This is a genomic window from Micromonospora humidisoli (assembly GCF_016900955.1).
Taxonomy (GTDB): Bacteria; Actinomycetota; Actinomycetes; order Mycobacteriales; family Micromonosporaceae; genus Micromonospora; species Micromonospora wenchangensis.
The window spans coordinates 356,538-376,983 of the sequence record NZ_JAFEUO010000004.1 but is presented as its reverse complement, the minus strand read 5'-3'; the positions used below and the strand labels follow the sequence as shown (position 1 = coordinate 376,983).

At 74.5% G+C, this 20,446-nt stretch carries 17 protein-coding genes and 1 pseudogene; 11 read left to right on the top strand and 7 right to left on the bottom strand.

From position 1 onward, the window contains the following. Window positions 1–9 precede the first annotated feature (9 nt). Both yczR and JQN84_RS16440 read left to right on the top strand, forming a co-directional pair. A complete protein-coding gene (yczR, locus tag JQN84_RS16445) occupies window positions 10–1,470 on the top strand; it encodes a MocR-like transcription factor YczR (protein ID WP_204959244.1) in 1,461 nt (486 codons plus the stop codon). 133 nt (window positions 1,471–1,603) lie between these two features. Next, window positions 1,604–2,908 carry a low temperature requirement protein A gene (locus JQN84_RS16440; protein WP_204959243.1) on the top strand — a complete coding sequence of 435 codons (1,305 nt, stop codon included), beginning with the start codon at window positions 1,604–1,606 and terminating at the stop codon, window positions 2,906–2,908. A 58-nt stretch (window positions 2,909–2,966) separates the two neighbouring features. On the opposite strand, the gene JQN84_RS16435 is transcribed toward JQN84_RS16440, so the two are convergent. The 3 genes from JQN84_RS16435 to JQN84_RS16425 all read right to left on the bottom strand — a co-directional run bounded on the left by JQN84_RS16435 (window position 2,967) and on the right by JQN84_RS16425 (window position 6,800). Next, window positions 2,967–4,793 (bottom strand): AMP-dependent synthetase/ligase, encoded by a 1,827-nt coding sequence (locus JQN84_RS16435; RefSeq protein WP_204959242.1) that lies wholly within the window; start codon window positions 4,791–4,793, stop codon window positions 2,967–2,969. Window positions 4,794–4,882: 89 nt separating this feature from the next. Next, a complete protein-coding gene (locus JQN84_RS16430) occupies window positions 4,883–5,974 on the bottom strand; it encodes a terpene synthase family protein (RefSeq protein WP_204959241.1) in 1,092 nt (363 codons plus the stop codon). 196 nt (window positions 5,975–6,170) lie between these two features. Next, complete coding sequence (locus JQN84_RS16425) at window positions 6,171–6,800, bottom strand: TIGR03085 family metal-binding protein (RefSeq protein ID WP_204959240.1); 630 nt, start codon at window positions 6,798–6,800, stop codon at window positions 6,171–6,173. Between the two features lie 190 nt (window positions 6,801–6,990). On the opposite strand from JQN84_RS16425, the gene JQN84_RS16420 reads away from it, so the two are divergent. The 3 genes from JQN84_RS16420 to JQN84_RS16410 all read left to right on the top strand — a co-directional run bounded on the left by JQN84_RS16420 (window position 6,991) and on the right by JQN84_RS16410 (window position 11,638). Beyond that, a complete protein-coding gene (locus tag JQN84_RS16420; RefSeq protein ID WP_204959239.1) occupies window positions 6,991–8,865 on the top strand; it encodes an ABC transporter ATP-binding protein in 1,875 nt (624 codons plus the stop codon). A 101-nt stretch (window positions 8,866–8,966) separates the two neighbouring features. Beyond that, the gene (locus tag JQN84_RS16415; protein ID WP_204959238.1) at window positions 8,967–10,757 is read left to right on the top strand and encodes an ABC transporter ATP-binding protein; all 1,791 of its coding nucleotides are present in this window, start codon (window positions 8,967–8,969) and stop codon (window positions 10,755–10,757) included. 101 nt (window positions 10,758–10,858) lie between these two features. Beyond that, window positions 10,859–11,638 carry a DUF2470 domain-containing protein gene (locus JQN84_RS16410; RefSeq protein WP_204959631.1) on the top strand — a complete coding sequence of 260 codons (780 nt, stop codon included), beginning with the start codon at window positions 10,859–10,861 and terminating at the stop codon, window positions 11,636–11,638. A 129-nt stretch (window positions 11,639–11,767) separates the two neighbouring features. Here the strand turns inward: JQN84_RS16410 and JQN84_RS16405 are convergent, their stop codons facing one another. Genes JQN84_RS16405 through JQN84_RS16395 form a run of 3 tightly spaced genes read right to left on the bottom strand, consistent with a single transcriptional unit; the run spans window position 11,768 to window position 13,955 of the window. Beyond that, window positions 11,768–12,457 carry a TetR/AcrR family transcriptional regulator gene (locus JQN84_RS16405; protein ID WP_204959237.1) on the bottom strand — a complete coding sequence of 230 codons (690 nt, stop codon included), beginning with the start codon at window positions 12,455–12,457 and terminating at the stop codon, window positions 11,768–11,770. 5 nt (window positions 12,458–12,462) lie between these two features. Beyond that, on the bottom strand, window positions 12,463–13,218 hold the full coding sequence (locus JQN84_RS16400; RefSeq protein WP_204959236.1) for an ABC transporter permease: 756 nt from the start codon (window positions 13,216–13,218) through the stop codon (window positions 12,463–12,465). Further along, window positions 13,215–13,955: an ABC transporter ATP-binding protein gene (locus JQN84_RS16395; RefSeq protein ID WP_204959235.1), complete on the bottom strand. Its 741-nt coding sequence runs from the start codon at window positions 13,953–13,955 to the stop codon at window positions 13,215–13,217. The genes JQN84_RS16400 and JQN84_RS16395 overlap by 4 nt, the downstream gene beginning before the upstream one ends. A gap of 192 nt (window positions 13,956–14,147) precedes the next feature. Here JQN84_RS16395 and JQN84_RS16390 point away from each other — a divergent pair, with 192 nt between their 5' ends. The 5 genes and pseudogenes from JQN84_RS16390 to JQN84_RS16375 all read left to right on the top strand — a co-directional run bounded on the left by JQN84_RS16390 (window position 14,148) and on the right by JQN84_RS16375 (window position 18,848). After that, window positions 14,148–15,134, top strand: coding sequence for an aldo/keto reductase (locus tag JQN84_RS16390; RefSeq protein WP_204959234.1), 987 nt, complete (start codon window positions 14,148–14,150; stop codon window positions 15,132–15,134). 116 nt (window positions 15,135–15,250) lie between these two features. Next, window positions 15,251–16,120, top strand: a pseudogene (locus JQN84_RS32585) (hypothetical protein); the annotation flags it as partial. Window positions 16,121–16,267: 147 nt separating this feature from the next. Further along, window positions 16,268–16,711, top strand: a complete 444-nt coding sequence (gene hisI / locus JQN84_RS32580; RefSeq protein ID WP_372445994.1) for a phosphoribosyl-AMP cyclohydrolase — start codon at window positions 16,268–16,270, stop codon at window positions 16,709–16,711. Then, window positions 16,708–18,261, top strand: a complete 1,554-nt coding sequence (locus tag JQN84_RS16380; protein WP_204959232.1) for an anthranilate synthase component I — start codon at window positions 16,708–16,710, stop codon at window positions 18,259–18,261. The genes hisI and JQN84_RS16380 overlap by 4 nt, the downstream gene beginning before the upstream one ends. Then, on the top strand, window positions 18,258–18,848 hold the full coding sequence (locus JQN84_RS16375; protein WP_204959231.1) for a Trp biosynthesis-associated membrane protein: 591 nt from the start codon (window positions 18,258–18,260) through the stop codon (window positions 18,846–18,848). The genes JQN84_RS16380 and JQN84_RS16375 overlap by 4 nt, the downstream gene beginning before the upstream one ends. On the opposite strand, the gene JQN84_RS16370 is transcribed toward JQN84_RS16375, so the two are convergent. Continuing rightward, window positions 18,841–19,101, bottom strand: coding sequence for a hypothetical protein (locus JQN84_RS16370; protein ID WP_204959230.1), 261 nt, complete (start codon window positions 19,099–19,101; stop codon window positions 18,841–18,843). The genes JQN84_RS16375 and JQN84_RS16370 overlap by 8 nt on opposite strands. Before the next feature lie 478 nt (window positions 19,102–19,579). Between JQN84_RS16370 and trpC the strand changes: the two genes are divergently transcribed. Then, window positions 19,580–20,383 (top strand): indole-3-glycerol phosphate synthase TrpC, encoded by an 804-nt coding sequence (gene trpC, locus JQN84_RS16365; RefSeq protein WP_204959630.1) that lies wholly within the window; start codon window positions 19,580–19,582, stop codon window positions 20,381–20,383. Window positions 20,384–20,446 lie beyond the last annotated feature (63 nt).

Below are 20,446 nucleotides of genomic sequence, written 5' to 3'. Positions count from 1 at the left end.
GGGGTGGCCGTGACCAGCCAGGTGCGAGGGGTCCAATTGGCGCGGTTGCTCGGGCAGTGGCACGCTCTGCCCGGTCGCCGCCGCAGTCCCGACTACGCCGCCCTCGCCGCCGCCGTCCGGGGCCTGCTCGCCGACGGCCGGCTCCCCCTGGGGGTACGCCTCCCGGCCGAACGGGAGCTGGCCGAGGCGCTGCGGATCAGCCGTACCACGGTCACCGCCGCGTACCGGCAGTTGCGCGAGACGGGCCACCTGGCCAGCCGGCGCGGCGCGGGGAGCTGGACCATGCTGCCCGGCACCCACCGGGTCGCCAGCACCGGCCTGTGGACCCCGCTGGACGACCGCGACATGCTCGACCTCGGGGTGGCCGCGCTGGGCGCCCCGCCCGAACTGGTCCCGGTCGCCCGGGCCGCCGTGGAGGACCTGCCGCGGTACCTGTCCGGCGCGGGCTACCACCCCACCGGCATCATCGAGCTGCGCGAGGCGGTCGCCCGGACGTACACCGCGCGGGGGCTGCCCACCAGCGCCGAGCAGATCATGGTGACCAACGGCATTCAGCACGCCCTGGACCTGGTGCTGCGGCTGGCCCTGGTGCCCGGCGGGAACGTCCTGGTCGAATCGCCCACCTATCCGAACGCGCTGGCCGCGCTGGCCGCCCGGCGGGCCCGGATCACCACCCACGGCCTCGCCGTCGACGGGATCGGGTGGGACGCCGACCTGCTGCTGGGCAGCGTCCGGCAGACCCGGCCCAAACTGGCCTACCTGATCCCCGAGTTCCACAATCCGACCGGGCACCTGATGGCCGCCGAACTGCGGGAGCGGCTGGTCGCCACCGCCCACGCCGCCGGCACGGACCTGGTCGTCGACGAGTCCTTCGTGGACCTGCCGCTGGACGACACACCGCTGCCCCCACCGATGGCCGTGTTCGACAGGCACTCCCGGGTGATCTCCATCGGCGGGATGAGCAAGCCCTTCTGGGGTGGCCTGCGCATCGGCTGGGTCCGCGCCTCCGCCCCGCAGGTGCAGCGGCTCGCCGCCGCCCGGGTCGGGGTGGACATGGCCAGCCCGGTGCTCGACCAACTGGTGGCGGTGCACCTGCTCGCCCAGGCCCCGGCCATCGTCGCGGCCCGCCGGGCACAACTGGTCACCCAACGTGACGCGCTGCTCGCCGCACTCGCCGAACGGCTGCCGGACTGGCGCTTCGACGTGCCCCGGGGCGGCGTCACGCTCTGGGTCGAGCTGGACGGCCCGATCTCCAGCGCGCTGGCCCGGGCGGCCGAGGAGGTCGGCGTACGGCTGGCGCCGGGCCCCCGGTTCGGCCTGGACGGCACCCTGGAACGGTTCCTGCGGCTGCCCTTCACCCTGCCCGCCGCCGACCTGGTCGAGGCGGTCGGCCGGCTGGCCGCGATCCGCTACGACCTCGACCGGGGCGCGGGCCGCCCGCGCTGGCGGGAACCTGCGGTCATCGCCTGAGCCGGCCCGGTCGGGCCGTGACGGTGGCCGGGCCGCAGGCCGCCGCACCGGGCGGGGTGCCCGCCCCGTCGGCCGGGTCGCCGGTCGGGGCGAACCGGCCTGACCGGGCGACCCCGGCTGGGAGACTGCCGGTGTGGGCGGCCCGACGAGCTGGCACGGGGTCCGGCCCGGTGCGCCCGGCTCCCGGACCACCCGGCTGGAACTCTTCTACGACCTGGTCTTCGTCTTCGCGTTCTTCACCGTCACCGCGCTGACCTCGCAGGAGCCCACCGGCGTCAACCTGCTGCGCTGCCTGCTGGTGCTGGGCCTGCTGTGGTGGTGCTGGACCGGTTTCGCCGGCCTGGGCAACGCGGTCCGCGCCGACCAGGGGCCGCTGCCGCTGCTCGGTTTCCTCACCGTCACCGCCACCTTCCTGCTGGCGCTGAGCATGCCGGGGGCGTTCGTCGACGAGCCGGGCGGGTTGGACGGCCCGCTGGTCTTCGCCGGTTGCTACCTCCTCGTCCGGGCCTGTCAGTTGGCGGTCTTCGGCGTGCTGGCCCGGGGCGACCCGGACCGGTGGCGGCGGTGGACCCGGCTCGCGCTGCTGCCGGTGGCCGCCACGGCGCTGCTGGTCGCCTCCGCGCTGCTGACCCGCCGGGTCGCCACGGAGGGCACCGCGACCGCCCTGCAACTCACCCTCTGGACGCTGGCCCTGTTGCTGGAGTACGTGGCCGGGGTACGCCTCGGCGGAACGTACTGGGCGGTGCTCTCCGCCGGGCACTGGGCCGAACGGCACGCCCTGATGGTGCTGATCGCGCTCGGCGAGTCGATCATTGCGCTCGGCGTCGGCCCGAAGTTCGTCACCGGCCTGCCGCTGACCTGGCCGGTGGTGATCGCCGCGGTGCTCGGCATCGCCATCGCGTCGGTGCTGTGGTGGGCCTACTTCGACACCCTGGCGCTCGCCCTGGAACAGGCGTTGCACCGCAGCCGCGACCCGGTGCGCCGGGCCCGGTTGGCCCGCGACGCCTACACCTACCTGCACCTGCCGATCATCGCCGGCGTGATCTTCTTCGCCCTCGGCCTCAAGGACCTGCTCGCCGAGGTGGCCGACCCGGACACCCCGCTCTGGGGGGTGCCGCTGGGCGGCTACTGGGTCCTGGTGCTCTACGGCGGGGTGGGCCTCTACCTGCTCAGCCTCGTCGCCTGCGAGTTGCGGGCGGCCCGGGTGCTGCGCTGGCCGCCGGTGCTGGCGGTGCTGGCCCTGGCGGCGCTCGCCCCGGCCGGGGCCCGGGTGCCCGAGGTGGGCGCGTTGGCCCTGCTGGCGCTGGTCTGCGTCGCCCTGGCCGCGGTGCAGACCAGCGGCCAGGGCCGGCGTCGGCGGCGGGTGCGCCGGCTGGCGCTGGCGCAGGAGGAGGCCGTCGAGGAGGCGCAGAGCCGGTGGCGGCGCGAACACCTGTGACCGGCCGGTGGCCGTGTCCCGGGACGGGAGGACACGGACACCGGCCGGTCGGCGGGGGTCAGATCTCGGCCAGGCTGCCCGCGTACATCCGGTCGATCTCGGCGGCGAAGTTGCTCTCCACACCGCGCCGCTTGATCTTCAGCGAGGGGGTCATCTCGCCGTCCTCGATGGTCAGGTCCCGGGACAGCACGGTCACCTTCTTGATCGTCTCCCAGCGGTTGAGTCTGGTGTTGAGCTGGGCCACGTGCTCCTCGACCATCGCGCGGGCCTCGGGCGAGGCGACGATCTCGGCGTAGTCACGCCCCTGGAGGGGGCCGCCCGCCGCCCAGTCCCGGATCGCGTCCGGGTCCAGGCTGACCAGCATCGTGCAGTAGTTGCGGGCCTGGCCGATGACGATCGCCTGCGAGGTGTACGGGCAGATGGCCTTGAACAGGCCCTCGATGTGCGACGGCGCGATGTACTTGCCGCCGGACGTCTTGACCAGGTCCTTCTTGCGGTCGGTGACGCGCAGGTAGCCGTCGTCGTCGAGGCTGCCGATGTCACCGGTACGGAAGAAGCCGTCCTCGGTGAACGCGGCGGCGGTCTCCTCGGGCAGGTTGTGGTAGCCGCGCATCACCGGCCGGCCGCGGACCAGGATCTCCCCGTCGGTGTCGATCCGGCACTCCAGGTCGCCCATCGCCCGGCCGACCGTGCCGATCCGCAGCCCGTCGGGCGGGTTGATGAAGTTGCCGGCGCTGCTCTCGGTCAGGCCGTACCCCTCGGAGATCGGCAGGTTGGCTGCGGCGAAGAAGGTGGCGATCTCGGCGCTCAGCGGGGCCGCGCCCGAGACGAGCACCCTGATCCGGCCGCCGAGGCGGGCCTGGAGCTTGCTGAACACCAGCTTCTCGGCCAGCGCGTACCGCAGCTTCAGGCCGCCGGGCACCGGCCGGCCGGCCTGCTCCAGGGCGACCTTCTGCTTGCCGACCGCGACCCCCCAGGCGAAGATCTTCGCCTTGACGCCCCCGGCGTCCTGGGCGGTGGTGACCGCCTTGTTGTAGATCTTCTCGTAGACCCGGGGGGCGCCGCACATCAGCGTCGGGCGGATCACCCCGAGCAGGTCGACGAGCTTGTCCACCCGGCCGTCGACGTAGGTGGGCAGCCCGACGTGCGTCGAGCCGCAGAGCAGCGTCTTGCCGAACGAGTGCGACAGCGGCAGCCAGAGGTAGTGCACGTCGTCGTCGCGCAGCAGGCCCGTCTCGGCCTGCACCACCCCCTCCCAGCACCAGCCGCCGTGCAGCAACTCGACCCCCTTGGGCCGGCCGGTGGTGCCCGAGGTGTAGATCAGGGTGGCCAGGTGCTCGGGGCCGACCGGGGCGATCAGCCGGTCCACCAGGCCCGGGTCGGCGGCGAGCGCCCGCGCGCCCTGCTCCTCCAACTCGGCCAGGGTCAGCTGGGGCACGGCGGCGGTCGGGTCGGGGGTGCCGTCGAAGAGCACCACGTGGGTCAGCGCGGGAAGCTGCGCGCCGGCCACCTTCGCCGCCTGGACCGGGTTCTCGGCGAACAGCACCCGGGAGCCGGAGTCGGCGATGATGTATGTCGCGTCCTGCGGCTCGGTGGTCGGGTAGACGGTGGTGGTCGCGCCGCCCGCGCACATGATGCCGAAGTCGGCGAGGATCCACTCCAGCCGGGTGTTGGCCAGGATCGCCACCGGGTCCTCCAACCCGACCCCGAGCCCGTGTAGGCCGGCGGCGACCGCGTCGGCCCGCCGGCCGACCTGCGCCCAGGTCAACCAGACCGGCCCCGAGTCGTCCGCCGCCGGGTGGGCGAAGGCACGTTGGTCGGGGGTGGCGGCCACCCGCTTGCGGAACATATCGGGGATGGAACGGTATGGGACATCGAGAGCCATCGAGGTTGCCGCCTTCGGGGGTGGATGACGTGACGAGGGTCACGTCGCTGTGCGGTTACCGAAGAGTATTGCCTGCACCCGGGCATCGGCTAGCCCTCGAACCTGTGAGGCGGCTGAGTCCCGGCGGACGCCCCGGGCGGGGTGGCGTACCGGTCCGCCCGCATCGACCAGTCGTAGGTGGCGCGCAGCCACGCGCGGCGGGCCGCCAGGTAGGGGGTCACCGCCGGCCCGGCGTGTGCGACGAGCGCCGCCTCCCGCACCAGGTAGCCGGCCAGCCCGTCGTTGAACCAGCCGGCGGCCAGTTGGAAGGCCGACGCCTCGTCCCGCCCGTGCTGCGCGGCCAGGACCGTCACCAGGTTGTGCGGGTCGGCCACCGCGTCCCGTTCCTTGCGGTAGGAGAACAGGTCGTTACACCAGCAGACCAGGTCGACGGCGAGGTCGTCCAACGCGACGAGCGCCGGGTCGACCCGCCGGGCCGGGCCGGGCGGCCGTCCGTACGCCAGGTCGGTCAGGGTGAGGCTGGGGCGTACGCCGCCGGTGTGCCGGCGCATCTGGCGGTACTCGGCGAGCCCGGGGACCCGTCGGCGCTCCCGGTTGGCGGCCTCCCACAGCAGTGCCAGCAGGTACTCCCGCAGTTGGCTCACCAGCCGCAGCAACAGCGTGGGCCGGCGCTGGTCGAGCACCCGCCGGCACAGGTCGGCCAGGGCGACGCCGAGCGCCCCGGCCGGGGTGTCCCGGTCGGCCCGGGGCGCACCGTCGCCGGCCGGCCCGCCGTGGCCGCCCGCCGTCGGAGTGGCGTCCGCCGTCGGAGTGACGCACCAAGCCGCCGTGCCGGCCGGGCCGCCGTGCCGGTCGAGGACGTCCAGCAGCGCGGTGACCGTCGGCGCGAGGGTGGCCGGCGCGCTGCCCAGGCCGTCGTCGTCGCAGACGTCGTCCATCACGAACAGCCAGGAGAACAGGTCGGTGAGCAGGCGCAGCCGGGGCACCGACGCCTGCGGGCAGGCGCGTCCGGCCAGTTCGGCCGCGCCGGCCCGGTGCAGCCGGGAGGCCGACGGTCCGCCCCCGACCAGGCCGTGCCGGCGGGCCCACTCCAGACTCTCCGCCGCCACCCGGTCGGTGGCGACGTGCCGGCGGCTGACGAACGGTGGCTCGTACAGCGCCGAGACGTCGAAGCTTCGCATGGCGTCCCCAGTCGGCCACCCCCCACGAGCGGCGTCGCCGGAGAGTACGGCAAAGAGATCGACACTGGTCGTTGCTGAAGCGGCCGGGGTGACCGATTCCACCCCTGTCGCCAACAGCGACGTCCTTCAGCGCGTCACGTGATCAACCGGCCGCGCAGGGTGTCCGCGCCGGTGGGAACCCGGCGCGCGGTCGGGCTCACAACCCCAGCGCGGCCGTGCGCAGCCGTTCGGTCAGCGCCGGTGGGCCGTCGAGCTGGACCCGGGCCACCCGCTGCCGGCCGGACAGGAAGAGCACCAGCTCACCGGGGGGCCCGACCAGGCGTACCCGGTCACCGCCCCGCCCCGCGGTCAGCTCGCCGTGGCCGGGGGCCTGCACCAGCAGGTCCGCCGGGAAACGCCGGGCCCGGGTGCGGGTCAGCAGGGCCACCGGCTTCCACAGCCGGTCGGCCAGCCCCGCCGGGAGGTCCCGGGGGTGCCAGCCCGGGCGGGCCCGCCGGACGTCCTCGTGGTGGATGAAGAACTCCATCGTGTTGGCCAGCTCGTCGGTCAGCGGGTTGCTGACCGGGCTCCACTTTGGGGGCCGGCGCACCTGTGCGACCAGGTCCGGCCAGGGGCGGGCGGCGACCCGCAGCCGCACCCGCTCGGCGTACCCGTGCAGGGGTGGCAGCAGGATGCCGCCGGCGGCGTCGGGGCGGCGCTCCCGCACCACCAGGTGGGCGGCGAGATCCCGGGCGGTCCACCCCTCGTTGATCGTGGGGGCGTCCGGGCCCACTTCCAGCATCAGGTCGGCGAGCGCCTCGCGCTCCGCTCGGGCGTACCGCGGCATGCAGCGATCGTAGGTCGGCGGGCCGCCATCGGCGCGGCGGGAGACCAGCCGGGCCCGGTTGCGGCAGGCCAGCCGGGCCCGGTCGCGGGCGCGGCCGGGACGTGACGGTGGACATAGGCCGCCGGGCGGCGGCGGTGGCCGGGACCGGTAAGGATAAGGGAGATAATTGCGGCTTACGGCGGGGGAGAGCGTGGCGAGCGGGACGAGTCGGGACGTGATCCGCCGGGGGTTGTGGGTCCTCGGCCGGGCGATCCGGGAACAACCGCGCATCTTCGCGGTCGCGGTCGCCGGCAGCGTGCTCTTCGGCGGGTTGGTGATCGCCAGCGCGTACGTGGTCGGCGCGGTCGTCGGCGACGTGGTGGTGCCGGCGGTCGAGGCCGGCGAGGTCGGCACCGGCACGGTGGCCCTGGCCGCCGTGGCGCTGTTCGGGATCAGCGTGCTGCGGGTGGTCGGCATCTTCGGCCGTCGGCTCGGGGCCGGTTACATGCAGTTCCGCCTCCAGGCCGCCTACCGTCGCCGGGTCACCCGCCGCTACCTGGACCTGCCGCTGGCCTGGCACCACCGCAACGCCACCGGCACGTTGCTGTCCAACGCCAACTCCGACGTCGAGGCGGCCTGGTACCCGATCGCGCCGCTGCCGTTCGCGGTCGGCACGCTGGTGATGCTGGTCGGCGCGGTCGGCTCGCTGTTCGTCACCGACTGGGCGCTCGCCCTGGTCGGGCTGGCAGTGTTCCCCGCCCTGTTCGCGCTCAACGTGGTCTACTCCCGCCGGATGGCCCCCCGCCAGGCCCGCGCCCAGCGGCTGCGGGCCGAGGTCAGCGGCATCGCCCACGAGAGCTTCGACGGCGCGCTGGTGGTCAAGACCATGGGCCGGGAGGCCCAGGAGACCGCCCGGTTCGCCGGCCGGGCCCGGGAGCTGCGGGACTCGCTGATCTCCGTCGGCCGGCTGCGCGGTGTCTTCGACCCGCTGCTGGAGACGCTGCCCAGCCTCGGCACCCTGGCCGTGCTGGTGGTCGGCACGATCCGGCTGCGGCAGGGCGCGATCACCGTCACCGAACTGGTCAGCGTCGCCTTCCTCTTCACCGTGCTGGCCTTCCCGGTGCGGGCGATCGGCTGGGTGCTGGCCGAGCTGCCGCGCAGCGTGGCCGGGTGGGACCGGGTCAGCCGGGTGCTCGACGCCACCGGTGAGATGCCCTACGGCGAGGTCACCCTCGACGACGCCGCCGGCCCGGCGACCCTCGCCTTCGACGGTGTCCACTTCGGCTACGAGCCCGCCGAGGCGCACCTGCCCGGCACGTCCGTGCTCGGCGAGGTCGCCTTCACCGTGCCCGCCGGGCGGACGGTGGCGCTGGTCGGGCCGACCGGCGCCGGCAAGTCCACCATCGCCTCGCTGGCGGTCCGGCTGGTCGACCCGGACTCCGGCACGGTCACCCTCGACGGGGTGGACGTGCGCCGGCTCACCGCCGCGTCGCTCGCCTCGACCGCCGCGCTGGTCGCCCAGGTGCCGTTCGTCTTCGACGACACCGTCCGGGCCAACATCAGCCTGGACCGGCCGGGCATCGACGACGAGGACGTCTGGGCGGCGCTGCGGCTGGCCGAGGCCGACGGCTTCGTCGCCGCCCTCCCCGACGGGCTGGACACGATGGTCGGTGAGCGGGGCACCTCGCTCTCCGGCGGCCAGCGGCAGCGGCTCACCCTGGCCCGCGCCCTGGCCGGCCGGCCCCGGTTACTGGTGCTCGACGACGCCACCAGCGCGGTCGACCCCCGGGTCGAGGCGGCCATCCTGGCCGGGCTGCGCGGCCCGGCACCCGGGCAGCCGGCCGCCGCGTCGATCCTGGTGGTGGCGTACCGGCGGGCCACCATCGCGCTCGCCGACGAGGTGATCTATCTGGAGCAGGGCCGGGTGCTGGCCCGGGGCACCCACACCGAGCTGCTGGCCACCGTGCCCGGCTACGTCGACCTGGTCACCGCCTACGAGCAGGCCGAACAGGAACGCGAACAGAACCGGACGTACGACGAGGTCGCCCCGCTGCCGTCGGGCCTGGAGATCGAGGTGGACCGGTGAGCGCAGCGGAGCCCCGCAGTCGCGAGCGGAAGGGCAATCCGGTGAGCGCGAGGAGTGCAGCGCAGCGGGGTCGTGGGGTCGGGAACGGAAGGTCGACGTCGGTGGGCGAGGGTGGCGGGGACGAGCCGGTCGAGCGGACCGAGGGGACCTGGCAGACGTTGCGGCGGGGGTTGGCGCTCTCGCCCGAGCTGCGTACCGGGTTGGCCGGCACGTTGGCGCTGGCGCTGGTCTACATGGTCGGCCGGGTGGCCGTGCCGGTGGCGGTGCAGCGCGGCATCGACCAGGGGATCGCCGTCCCCGACGGGCCGGATCTCGGGGTGATCGTCACGGTGGTCACCGCCACGGCGGCGGTCCTGGTGCTCACCACCGTCTGCGGTTACCTGATGATGCGGCGGCTGTTCACCGTCAGCGAGACCGCACTGGCCAACGTCCGGACCAGGGCGTTCCGGCACGTGCACGACCTGTCGATGCTGCACCAGCAGTCGGAGCGGCGCGGGTCGCTGGTCTCCCGGGTGACCAGCGACGTCGACCAGATCACCCAGTTCCTCCAGTGGGGCGGGGTCATCCTCATCGTCAACCTGGGCCAGCTCGCGGTCACCACGGCGGTGATGCTGGCGTACTCCTGGCAGTTGACGCTGGTGGTGCTGGTCGCCTTCGCGCCGGCGGTCATGATCATCAGGTTGTTGCAGCGTCGGCTGGCCGGGGCCTACGGGGTGGTCCGGCAGCGGACGGGCACGTTGCTCGGCACGATCGCCGAGAGTGTGGTGGGTGCGCCGGTGATCCGGGCGTACGGGGTTTCCGGGCGGACGGCCCGACGGTTGGACGCGGCGATCGAGGGGCAGCGGTTGGCCCAGCAGCGGGCCATCCGGATCAGCATCATGGGCAGCTCGGTGGGGGAGTTGGCGGCCGGGGTGGCGCTGGCCGGGGTGGTGGTGGTCGGGGTGTCGTTGGGGGTGGACCGGACGCTGTCGGTCGGCCAGCTCACCGCGTTCCTGTTCCTGGTCACCCTGTTCATCCAGCCGGTGCAGATCGCCACCGAGGTGCTCAACGAGGCGCAGAACGCGATCGCCGGCTGGCGGCGGGTGCTCGACGTGCTCGACCTCACGCCGGACGTGGCCGATCCGGGGGAGCAGGGCCGGGACCTGCCGGCCGGCCCGTTGGACATCCGCTTCGCCGACGTGACGTTCGCCTATCCGGGTGGGCCGCCGGTGCTGCACGGCGTCACCCTGGACATCGCGGCGAAGAGCCGGGTGGCGGTGGTCGGTGAGACCGGCAGCGGCAAGACCACCTTCGCCAAGCTGCTCACCCGGCTGATGGACCCGACGCAGGGGCAGGTGCTGCTGTCCGGGGTGCCGCTTGACGAGGTGCGGTTCGACTCGCTGCGTTCCCGGGTGGTGATGGTGCCGCAGGACGGGTTCCTGTTCGACGCCACGGTCGGGGAGAACGTCCGTTTCGCCCGTCCCGAGCTGACCGATGCGGAGTTGACGGCCGCCTTCACCGAGCTGGGCCTGGCCGACTGGTTGGACGGCCTGCCCGGCGGACTGGCCACTGCGGTGGGGGAGCGGGGGGAGGCGTTGAGCGTCGGGGAACGGCAGCTGGTGGCGTTGGCCCGCGCGTACGTGGCCGATCCGGACCTGCTGGTGCTGGACGAGGCGACCAGCGCGGTCGACCCGGCCACCGAGGTACGCCTGCAACGCACCCTGGACGCGGTGACCCGGGGGCGTACGACGCTGGCGATCGCGCACCGGTTGTCCACCGCGCAGGCCGCCGACGAGGTGGTGGTGGTGGACCGGGGTCGGATCGTCCAGCGGGGCCCGCACGAGGAGCTGCTGCGTGATCCCGACTCGGTGTACGCCCTGCTCTACGCGTCGTGGTTGGAGCAGACCCGCTGAACCACCTGTTGCCCACCGGTAGGAGTCACATCTGGTGGACGTGGTCTCCCGGGTGCTCTACTCTGCGGGTTAGGTAAGGCTAACCTTTATCGGAGGTGCCCGTGGCTCCGACCCCTGCTGAGCTGATTCGTACCCTGGTGGCCGGTCGGTTACCCGGCCTGGTGCACCTCGCCCACCGGCCCGGCCCGTTCCACGTCCGGCACGCCACCGACGCGGAGGGGCGGGTGCTGCTGCTCGTCCCGGTCTTCAGCGACCTCGCCGCCGAGCTGGACCCGGCCGCCGCGCGGGACGTCGCCGTGGTGCTCGACGTGCTCGACCTGCCCCCGGCCGCCGGTGCGCCGTCGGCCGGCCGGGCCTGGGTGTCCGGCTGGGCGGTGCCGCTGACCGGTGACCCGGCCCGTCGGGCGGCCGTCGACTTCGCCGCCGTGGACCCCACCGGCGACCTGCTCGACGTCGGGAGCCGGTTCCGGCTGCACCGCTTCGAGGTAGCCGAGGCCCGGCTGGACACCGCCGGCGTGGTGCACCGGGTCGACCCGGGTGAGTACGCCGCCGCCGAACCGGACCCGGTGCACCCCGACGAGGCCGCCCTGCTGGCCGACCTCGCCGACCACCACGGGCCGCAGGTGACGGCGTACCTGCGCCGCCGGCTCGGTCTGGCCGACGGTGAACCGCGGGTGGTCCGCCTCGACCGGTACGGGCTGGTCGTGGCGCTCGGCGGCCCCGGCGACAGGCGTCGCGCCCGCCTGCCGTTCCCGCACCCGGTGACCGACCTGGCGGAGCTGTCCCGGCTGCTGCACCCGCTGCTCTGCACCCGCTCCGCCGCCCACCCCCACTCCCGTCCGCACCGCCATCCCGCCAACACCCGGCCCGACCGCGACTAGCCCCGCCACCCCCACCCCACCCCACCCCCACCCCACCCCCGTCCCGCCTCCACCCACCCACCCCGTCCCGCCCCGGTGATCAAGAGGTTTGCGCCAAATCGATCTCCCGACATGACGCAAACCTCTTGATCACCGGGGCGCAGCGGGAGGCGTGGGAGGCGCAGCGGGAGGCGTGCGAGGCGCGGCGGGAGGTGTGCGAGGCGCGGCGGGAGGTTCGGTGGGGGAGTGGGGGAGGGGGGCGGTGAGGTAGCGGTGGATGGTGGGGCCGAGGGTGGCGGCCAGGGTGTCGGCGGTGGCGGAGGCGACCGGTTCGAGGCGGATGACGTAGCGCATCATGGCCAACCCGATCATCTGGGTGGCGACCAGCCCGCCGCGTAGCGGCAGCTCCGCCGGGTCCAGGTCGAGCTGGTCGAGCACCCGGCGCAGCACCTGGGTGGTCAGGAACTCGCGCATCAGCCGGGCCGTCCACTCGCTCCTGGTCGCCGAGCGCAGCAGGGCCACCGCCGCCCCACCGGCCGGCGAGTCCCAGACGCCGAGGAACGTGCGCACGAGCCGCTCCCCGATCCCGTCCGGGTCGCCGGCCAGCACGGCGGGCAGCAGCACGGCCGGGTCGATCGGGATGTCGACGGTGGCCCGGAACAGCTCCTCCTTGCTGCCGAAGTAGTGGTGCACCAGGGCCGGATCGACCCCGGCGGCGGCGGCGATCTGCCGGATCGAGGCCGCGTCGAAGCCGCGCTCGGCGAACGCCGACCGGGCGGCGGCGAGGATCGCCTCCCGGGTGTCCTGGTTGCCGGGGCGTCGGCCGGTGCGTCGGGCCACCGGGCTCACCCGCTGCGCCGGCGCAGGGTCGCCGCCGCCAGCACCAGGGCCAGCACCGCCGCGCCGGCCACGATCGACACGTCCCGCCACATCAGGCCGGTCGGTGCGGAGTGCGCGCCGACCTCCTGGAGGGCCTCCACCGCGTACGACAGGGGCAGCGCGTCGCTGACCGCCTGGAGCCAGCCGGCCATCTGGTCGCGGGGCACGAACAGCCCGCACAGCAGCAGTTGCGGGGCGACCACGACCGGCATGAACTGCACCGCCTGGAACTCGGTGCGGGCGAAGGCGCTGCAGAACAGCCCGAGCGCGACGGCCAGCACCGCGTTGACCGCGGCGATCAGCACGACCAGCCCGGCCGATCCGGCGGTGGTCAACCCGAGCAGCCGGTACGCCGCGGCGGCGGCGACGGTCGACTGCACCACCCCGGCCAGCCCGAACGCGATGCCGTAGCCGAACAGCAGGTCGAGCTTGCCCAGCGGGGTGGTGAGCAGCCGCTCCAGCGTCCCGCTGGTGCGTTCCCGGAGCATCGCGATGCTGGTCACCAGGAACATGATGATGAACGGGAAGAAGCCCAGCATCACCAGGGCGACCCGGTCGAAGGGGGACGGCGCACCGGGCGGGGTCGGCTGGTCGGCGTACATGAAGTAGACCAGGGTGAGCAGCACCGTCGGCACCACCACCAGCAGCGCCACCGTACGCCTGTCGTGCCGCAGCTGACGCAGGATGCGGCCGGTGGTGGCGGCCAGGATCGTCGGGTTCACGCCGCCTCCCCGGTGCCCGCCGGGTCGGCCCCGCCGGCCCGGATCAGCCGCAGGAACGCCTCCTCCAGGTCGTCCACCCCGGTGGCGGCGCGGACCGCGTCGGGGGTGTCGTCGGCGATCAGCCGGCCGTGGCGGATCAGCAGCAGCCGGTCGCAGCGGGCCGCCTCGTCCATCACGTGGCTGGACACCAGCAGGGTGGTGCCGGCGGCGGCGAGGGCGTGGAACCGGGCCCACAGGTCGGCCCGCAGCACCGGGTCCTGCCCGACGGTGGGTTCGTCGAGGACGACCAGTTCCGGCTCGCCGACCAGCGCGCAGGCCAGTGAGGCCCGGCTGCGTTGCCCGCCGGAGAGGGTGCCGACCAGTTGGCCGGCGGCGGTGGCCAGGCCGACGTCGCCGACCGCCGCGTCGGCGTCGGCGGCGCTGCGCCCCTGGAGGGTGGCGAAGTAGCGGGCGTTCTCCCGGACCGTCAGGTCGGCGTAGACGCTGGGGGCCTGGGTCAGGTAGCCGACCCGGTGGCGTAGTTCGGCCGCGCCGGCCGGATGGCCGAGCACGGTGACGGTGCCGGAGCTGATCGTCTGCACCCCGACGACGGCCCGCATCAGGGTGGTCTTGCCGCTGCCGCTCGGGCCGAGCAGCCCGGTGACCGTGCCGCGCGGCACCGTGCACCCGATGCCGTCCAGCACCCGTCGTCGACCCCGGTCGACGACGAGGTCGCGGACGGCGATGGCCTGGTCCATCGCCCACCTCCCATTAACTCATCGCATGTTGAAATCAACGGTAGTTGAATTCTCCGCCGCCGCGCAACACCCCTGTGGCCGGGGCTGTTCGAGGCGCACCGGTCGGGGTACTGACCCGGGCGGACCCACTGAAGGAGGACTCGAAGTGCGTAACCACGGGATCGACACGTGCCGTCGCCAGGGGGAGGGACGATGATCCGTCGACGGATCGGGGCCAACGGCCCGGAGGTGTCCGCCATCGGACTGGGCTGCATGGGCATGAGCTTCGCCTACGGCGGGCAGGACGACGCCGAGTCGACGCGTACCCTGCACCGCGCCCTCGACCTGGGCGTCAACCACCTCGACACCGCCGACATGTACGGCTTCGGCGCCAACGAGCGGCTGCTCGCCCCGGTGGTGCGGGCCCGCCGCGACGAGGTCTTCCTGGCCACCAAGTTCGGCAACCGGCCGCACGCCGACGGCTCCGGGGCGTACGTCGACAGCAGCGCCGGCTGGGCCCGCGAGGCCTGCGACGCCTCTCTCGGCCGGCTCGGCGTGGACACCATCGACCTGTACTACCTGCACCGCCGGGACCCGGGCACCCCGATCGAGGAGACCGTCACGGCGATGGCCGGGCTGGTCGCGGCGGGCAAGGTACGCCTGCTCGGGCTGTCCGAGGTCAGCCCGGCGACGCTGCGCACGGCCCACGCGGTGCACCCGATCGCGGCCGTGCAGATGGAGTACTCCCTGTTCACCAGGGACGTCGAGGGGGAGATGCTGGACACCTGCCGGGAGCTCGGGGTGGCGCTGGTGGCGTACTCGCCGGTCGGCCGGGGGCTGCTCACCGGGGCGATCACCGGCCGGGACCAGCTCACCGAGGGTGACTGGCGGGCGGCGGCACCCCGCTTCGCGGCGGACAGCCTCGATGCCAACCTGCGGCTGGTGGCCGCCGTCCGGGCGGTGGCCGAGGAGATCGGCTGCACTCCGGCCCAGGCCGCCCTGGCCTGGCTGCTCGCCCAGGGCGAGGACGTGCTGCCGATCCCCGGCACCAAGCGGGTCCGCTACCTGGAGGAGAACGCCGCCGCCGCCGACCTGCGGCTCACCGCCGACCAGCAGGCCCGGCTGCGGGAGGCGGTCCCCGTCGACGCGGTGGCCGGCGAGCGGTATCCGGCGGCCGGGATGCGGACGGTCGGGCACTAGCCCATCGATCGACATCTTCGGACACTTGGCTTCGGACCGGGCGTCAGCCTTCGGACCGGACAGGAAGTCCGCCTTCGGGCATTGCGCCCCGATCGGGCCTACGGCACGATGGCGCGGTGGATCACGCTCCGTTGCCGGAGGCCGCCTTCCTGGCCGACTGGACCGACCGGCTGCGCGCGTCCGCCGAGCGCCCGGTGGTCGGGATCCTGCTGCGGGGCAGCCACGCCCGGCGGGCCGCCACCGCGTACAGCGACGTCGACCTCGACGTCCTGGTGAGCACGACCGGGCCCACCCCGGCGACGACGTCGGGCGGGCCCGGTCCGTGCCGCGCGTCGACCCCGCCTGTGGCACCTGGGCAGCCCTGTGCGGCGGGCCGGTCCGCGCCGGTGGGGCCGTCGGGCCGGGCGGGCGGCGCGCGGCGCGGCGCGACGACCGGCCCGGTCGACCCACCGGCCGGGTCCACCCGCGGCCGGTGGCCGACCGGGACGCCGTACGACGCCCGCCGGGCCTACCTGGCCGAGGTCGACGGGCGGATCGTGCACGTGTCGGTGGCCGCCCGGGACGTCCGCACCTGGGTCGACCGGCTCGGCGAACCCGCCGACTGGGCGTTCGGGCTGCCGGTGACCACCCCCACCCGGCTGCTCTGGGCCGACCCGACCTGGCGTCGCCGGATCGACCTGCCGGTGCTCTGCCAGCCCGCCGACCAGCCCCGCCTGGAGGAGTTGGTGGCCACCCTCGGCAAGGTGGCCGGGGCGCTCGCCGCCGACGACCCGATCGGCGTCCGGCTGGCCGCCGCCGACCTGGCCCGGCTCTGCCCGTCCGTGCTGCGCCCGGCCAACCCGGGGGTGCGGGTGGCGTCCCGCCGGGCCGCCTTCGCCGCCGCCCTGGACCTGCCGGTCGCGCCGGCTGGCTACCGCGACGACATGCTGCTCTGCCTGGGGGTACGCCCCGGCGGCACCGTCGAGGTCGGTGTCGCTGCCGCCCGCCTGGTCAGCGGGGTGCTCCCGCTGGTGCGCCCGTACGCCGACCGGGTCGCCGAGACCGCCGGCCCGGACCTCGCCCGCGCCCTGTGCGACGGTCGGCTGGAGCGGTACGTCGCCCAGCTGTCCCGGGCGGTCGGGGACGCCCCGCAGGTGCCCGCGCCGGGTGCGAGACAATCGGTAACTGTGCCCGTACCTGAATCTTCCCCCCGCGACGGCGGACCCGGCGGCGCGGTCCGCCCCTCCCGTCTCGACCCGGCCGTCGCCGCCCGGCTGCGCCGCACCCCGGACGGCCTGGTCGCCGCAGTCGTGCGCCAGCACGACACCGGTGAGGTGCTGATGGTCGCCTGGATGGACGACGAGGCGCTGCACCGCACCCTCACCACCGGCCGGGCCACCTACTGGTCGCGCAGCCGGCAGGAGTACTGGGTCAAGGGCGCCACCTCCGGCCACCACCAGTACGTCCGCTCGGTCGCCCTGGACTGCGACGGCGACGCGCTGCTGGTCGGCGTGGACCAGGTCGGCGCGGCCTGCCACACCGGCGAGCGCACCTGCTTCTTCACCGAACTCCCGGTGGTGCAGGGGGTCCGACCGTGACCGACGGTGCGCTCAGCCCCGACCTGGCGGGCTTCGTCGAGGCGGCGGCCCGGTGGCGGGTGGTGCCGGTGACCCGTCGGCTGCTGGCCGACGCGGAGACCCCGGTGGGGGTCTACCGCAAGCTGGCCGGCGGGCCGGGCACCTTCCTGCTGGAGTCCGCCGAGCAGGGCGTGGGCTCCGCCGGGATGGCCTGGTCGCGGTACTCGTTCATCGGGGTGCGCAGCAGCGCCACCCTGGTCGAACGGGACGGTGTCGCGCAGTGGACCGGCACCCCGCCGGCCGGCGTGCCGGTCTCCGGCGATCCGGTGCACGTGCTGCGGGAGACCGTCGCGGCGCTCGCCGGGGGGACGCCGGACCCGGCCGCCGGCCTGCCGCCGCTGACCGGCGGCATGGTCGGCTACCTGGGGTACGACCTGATCCGCCGGTTCGAGCGGCTGCCCGAGCTGACCGAGGACGACCTCGGGGTGCCGGAGCTGGGCATGATGCTCGCCACCGACCTGGTGGTGCTCGACCACTACGACGGCTCGGCGATCCTGGTCGCCAACGCGGTCCTGCCGCCGCTGGATGACCCGGACCGGGCCGAGCGGGTCACCGCCGCCTACCACCACGCGGTGGGGCGGCTCGACGCGATGACCACCGCGCTGTCCCGACCGATTCCGCCGATGATCTCGACGGTGGGCCGGCCGCCGGCCGGTGACGTGGTCAGCCGGACCCCGGACGGCGGCTACCCCAAGGCGGTCGAGGCGGCCAAGGAGGCGATCCGGGCCGGCGAGTGCTTCCAGATCGTGCTGGCCCAGCGGTTCGAGCGGGCCACCGACGCCGACCCGCTGGACGTCTACCGGGTGCTGCGCACGACCAACCCGAGCCCGTACATGTACCTGCTCCGCTTCGACGGGTTCGACATCGTCGGTTCGTCCCCGGAGGCGCACCTCAAGGTCAACACCGACGCCGACGGGCAGCGGCGGGCGATGCTGCACCCGATCGCCGGGACCCGGCCGCGCGGGGCCACCCCGGTCGCCGACGCCCGGCTCGCCACCGAGCTGCTGGCCGACCCGAAGGAACGCGCCGAGCACGTGATGCTCGTCGACCTGGGCCGCAACGACCTGGGTCGGGTCTGCCGGCCGGGCACCGTGCAGGTGCCGGAGTTCGCCACCATCGAGCGGTACAGCCACGTGATGCACATCGTCTCCACCGTGGTGGGCACCCTGCGCGACGACCGGACGGCGTTCGACGCGCTGGCCGCGACCTTCCCCGCCGGCACCCTGTCCGGGGCCCCGAAGGTGCGGGCCATGGAGATCATCGAGGGGTTGGAGCCGGTGCGCCGGGGGCTCTACGGCGGCACCGTGGGCTACTTCGGGTTCGGCGGCGACCTCGACATGGCGATCGCGATCCGGACCGCGCTGATCCGCGACGGCCGGGCGTACGTGCAGGCCGGGGCGGGGGTGGTGGCCGATTCCGAGCCGGCCGCCGAGGACCAGGAGACCCGGAACAAGGCCGCCGCCGTGCTGGCCGCGATCGCCGCCGCCGAGACCCTGCGACCGGCGCGGTGAGCGACGCCGGGGCCACCGCGACGACGGCGACCGACGGCCCGTCGACCGGCCGGCGCGAGCTGACGTACGCGGTGCTGCTCTGCCTGGCCGGCGCGGGCCTGGCGGCCTGGGCGGCGACCCGGACCTGGTCGGTGGAGGTGCTCGCCCGGGGTGCGCTGCCGCCGAGCCGGCAGGAGCGGTCCGGGGCGGACCTGCTGCCGTGGCTGTCGGCGTTGGCGCTCGTCGCGTTGGCCGGCGGCGGCGCGGTGCTGGCCACCCGGGGGCGGGTGCGACGGCTGCTGGGTGGCCTGGTCGCGCTGCTCGGCCTGGCGGTCGCGGCCGGCGGCGGCTACGGGCTGGTCGCCACCGGTGGTGTCGGGGCGCACCGGCAGTGGCCGGCGCTCTGCCTGCTCGGCGGGCTGGTGGCGGCCGGCGGTGGGCTGTTCACCGCGCGGCGTGGCGCGACCTGGCCGGCGATGGGTGCCCGCTACGAGCGGCCGGTGCGCGCCGACGGGCCGGCCCGGCCGGGTGGCCGGCCGATCGCGGAGGGGGGCAACCGGGAGGCGTGGGACGCGCTCGACCGGGGTGAGGACCCGACGGTCAGCTGACCGGCTGGGGCGTGCGGGCGGCCTGCCGGTCCCGGGTGGCCAGCTCGGCGACCAGCCGGTCCAGGGTGGCACGCTGGTCGGCGCGGGCCCGGTCGGCGCAGACCGCCTCCCAGGCGTTGCCCCGGGCGGTACGCACCCGGCCCTCGCCCACCACGACGCGTTCGACGGTGTGCACCACCTCGACGGCCAGCGCCGCGACGGTCCGGGAGATGGTGGTGAGTCCGATGCCGGCGTTCGGCCCCGCAGTGCTCATAGGTCACCCCGCACGATGAGATCCGATGGTGGGCAGGCGCATCGTCGAGTCTGCCCGACACCGATGCTGCCGGGCTCACGTTTCGCCCGGGTGACGGCCCGGTCAACGGCCCCCACCTGCGTGGCAGGGCCGCTCTTGAGCTTGGTCACAGCCGTCCGGCCGGACCGCCCGAGCTGCGCTCCGGGCCCGGACGTGATCTCATAGCGTATGGGCATCGATCGATGGTCCGGGGTGTCCCGGACGACGGGTGTCGATGACACCCACCGACGGGCCCGGTGGCGCTGCGTGACATTCCGTTCACCGGAGGTCCGGCATCATGCCACAGCCCATCTCGTGAGGAGCGCCATACCCCCGGCGACTGTCGCCAGGTGGCGCCCCCTAGCATCGGCCCATGACACCCGGAGAGGGGAGTCCGTTGGTGACTGCTGAGCATGCGCACGCAGAGGGGGACGGGGCCGGATCGGCGGCGTCCGCAAGCGTGCTCGACGAGATCCTGGCCGGCGTCCGCGAGGACGTGGCCCGGCGGCAGGAGCAGCTTCCGTTGGAGCGGCTGCGCGAACTGGCCGCCGCCGCGCCGCCACCGCTGGACGCGTACGCGGCCCTGCGTAAGCCCGGCGTGGCGGTGATCGCCGAGGTGAAGCGTTCCTCGCCGAGCCGGGGCCGGCTGGCCGAGATCGCCGACCCGGCCGAGCTGGCCGGGGAGTACGCCTCCGGCGGCGCGCGGGCGATCAGTGTGCTGACCGAGGGGCGCTGGTTCGGCGGTTCCCTCGACGACCTGGCCGCCGTCCGGGCCGCCGTGCAGGTGCCGGTCCTGCGCAAGGACTTCGTGGTCTCCAGCTACCAGGTGCACGAGGCGCGGGCGCACGGTGCCGACCTGGTGCTGCTGATCGTCGCCGCGCTGGAGCAGAACGCCCTGGTCGGCCTGCTGGAGCGGATCGAGTCGCTCGGCATGTGCGCGCTGGTCGAGGTGCACACCGAGGAGGAGGCCGACCGGGCCCTGGAGGCCGGCGCGCAGGTGATCGGGGTCAACGCCCGTGACCTGCGTACCCTGGAGGTCGACCGGTCGGTGTTCGAGCGGATCGCCCCCGGCCTGCCCAGCAGCGTCGTCAAGATCGCCGAGTCGGGGGTGCGGGGTCCGCACGACCTGATCCGGTACGCCTCGGCCGGCGCCGACGCCGTCCTGGTGGGCGAGGGGCTGGTCACCCAGAAGAGCCCCCGCGAGGCGGTCGCCGAGCTGGTCAACGCCGGGAACCACCCGGCGACGCCCCGCCCGACGCGCTGACCCGACGGGCAGATCCGCGCAGCGAGAGGACATCGCGATGAACGAGCGATCCGTCACCGGCGA

Bases quoted from the DNA above. Each gene is read 5' to 3' on its own strand.
- JQN84_RS16435 (WP_204959242.1), bottom strand. From the start codon at position 4,793: ATGGCTCTCGATGTCCCATACCGTTCCATCCCCGATATGTTCCGCAAG.
- JQN84_RS16390 (WP_204959234.1), top strand. From the start codon at position 14,148: ATGATCCGTCGACGGATCGGGGCCAACGGCCCGGAGGTGTCCGCCATC.
- JQN84_RS16370 (WP_204959230.1), bottom strand. From the start codon at position 19,101: ATGAGCACTGCGGGGCCGAACGCCGGCATCGGACTCACCACCATCTCC.
- JQN84_RS16430 (WP_204959241.1), bottom strand. From the start codon at position 5,974: ATGCGAAGCTTCGACGTCTCGGCGCTGTACGAGCCACCGTTCGTCAGC.
- JQN84_RS16395 (WP_204959235.1), bottom strand. From the start codon at position 13,955: ATGGACCAGGCCATCGCCGTCCGCGACCTCGTCGTCGACCGGGGTCGA.
- JQN84_RS16425 (WP_204959240.1), bottom strand. From the start codon at position 6,800: ATGCCGCGGTACGCCCGAGCGGAGCGCGAGGCGCTCGCCGACCTGATG.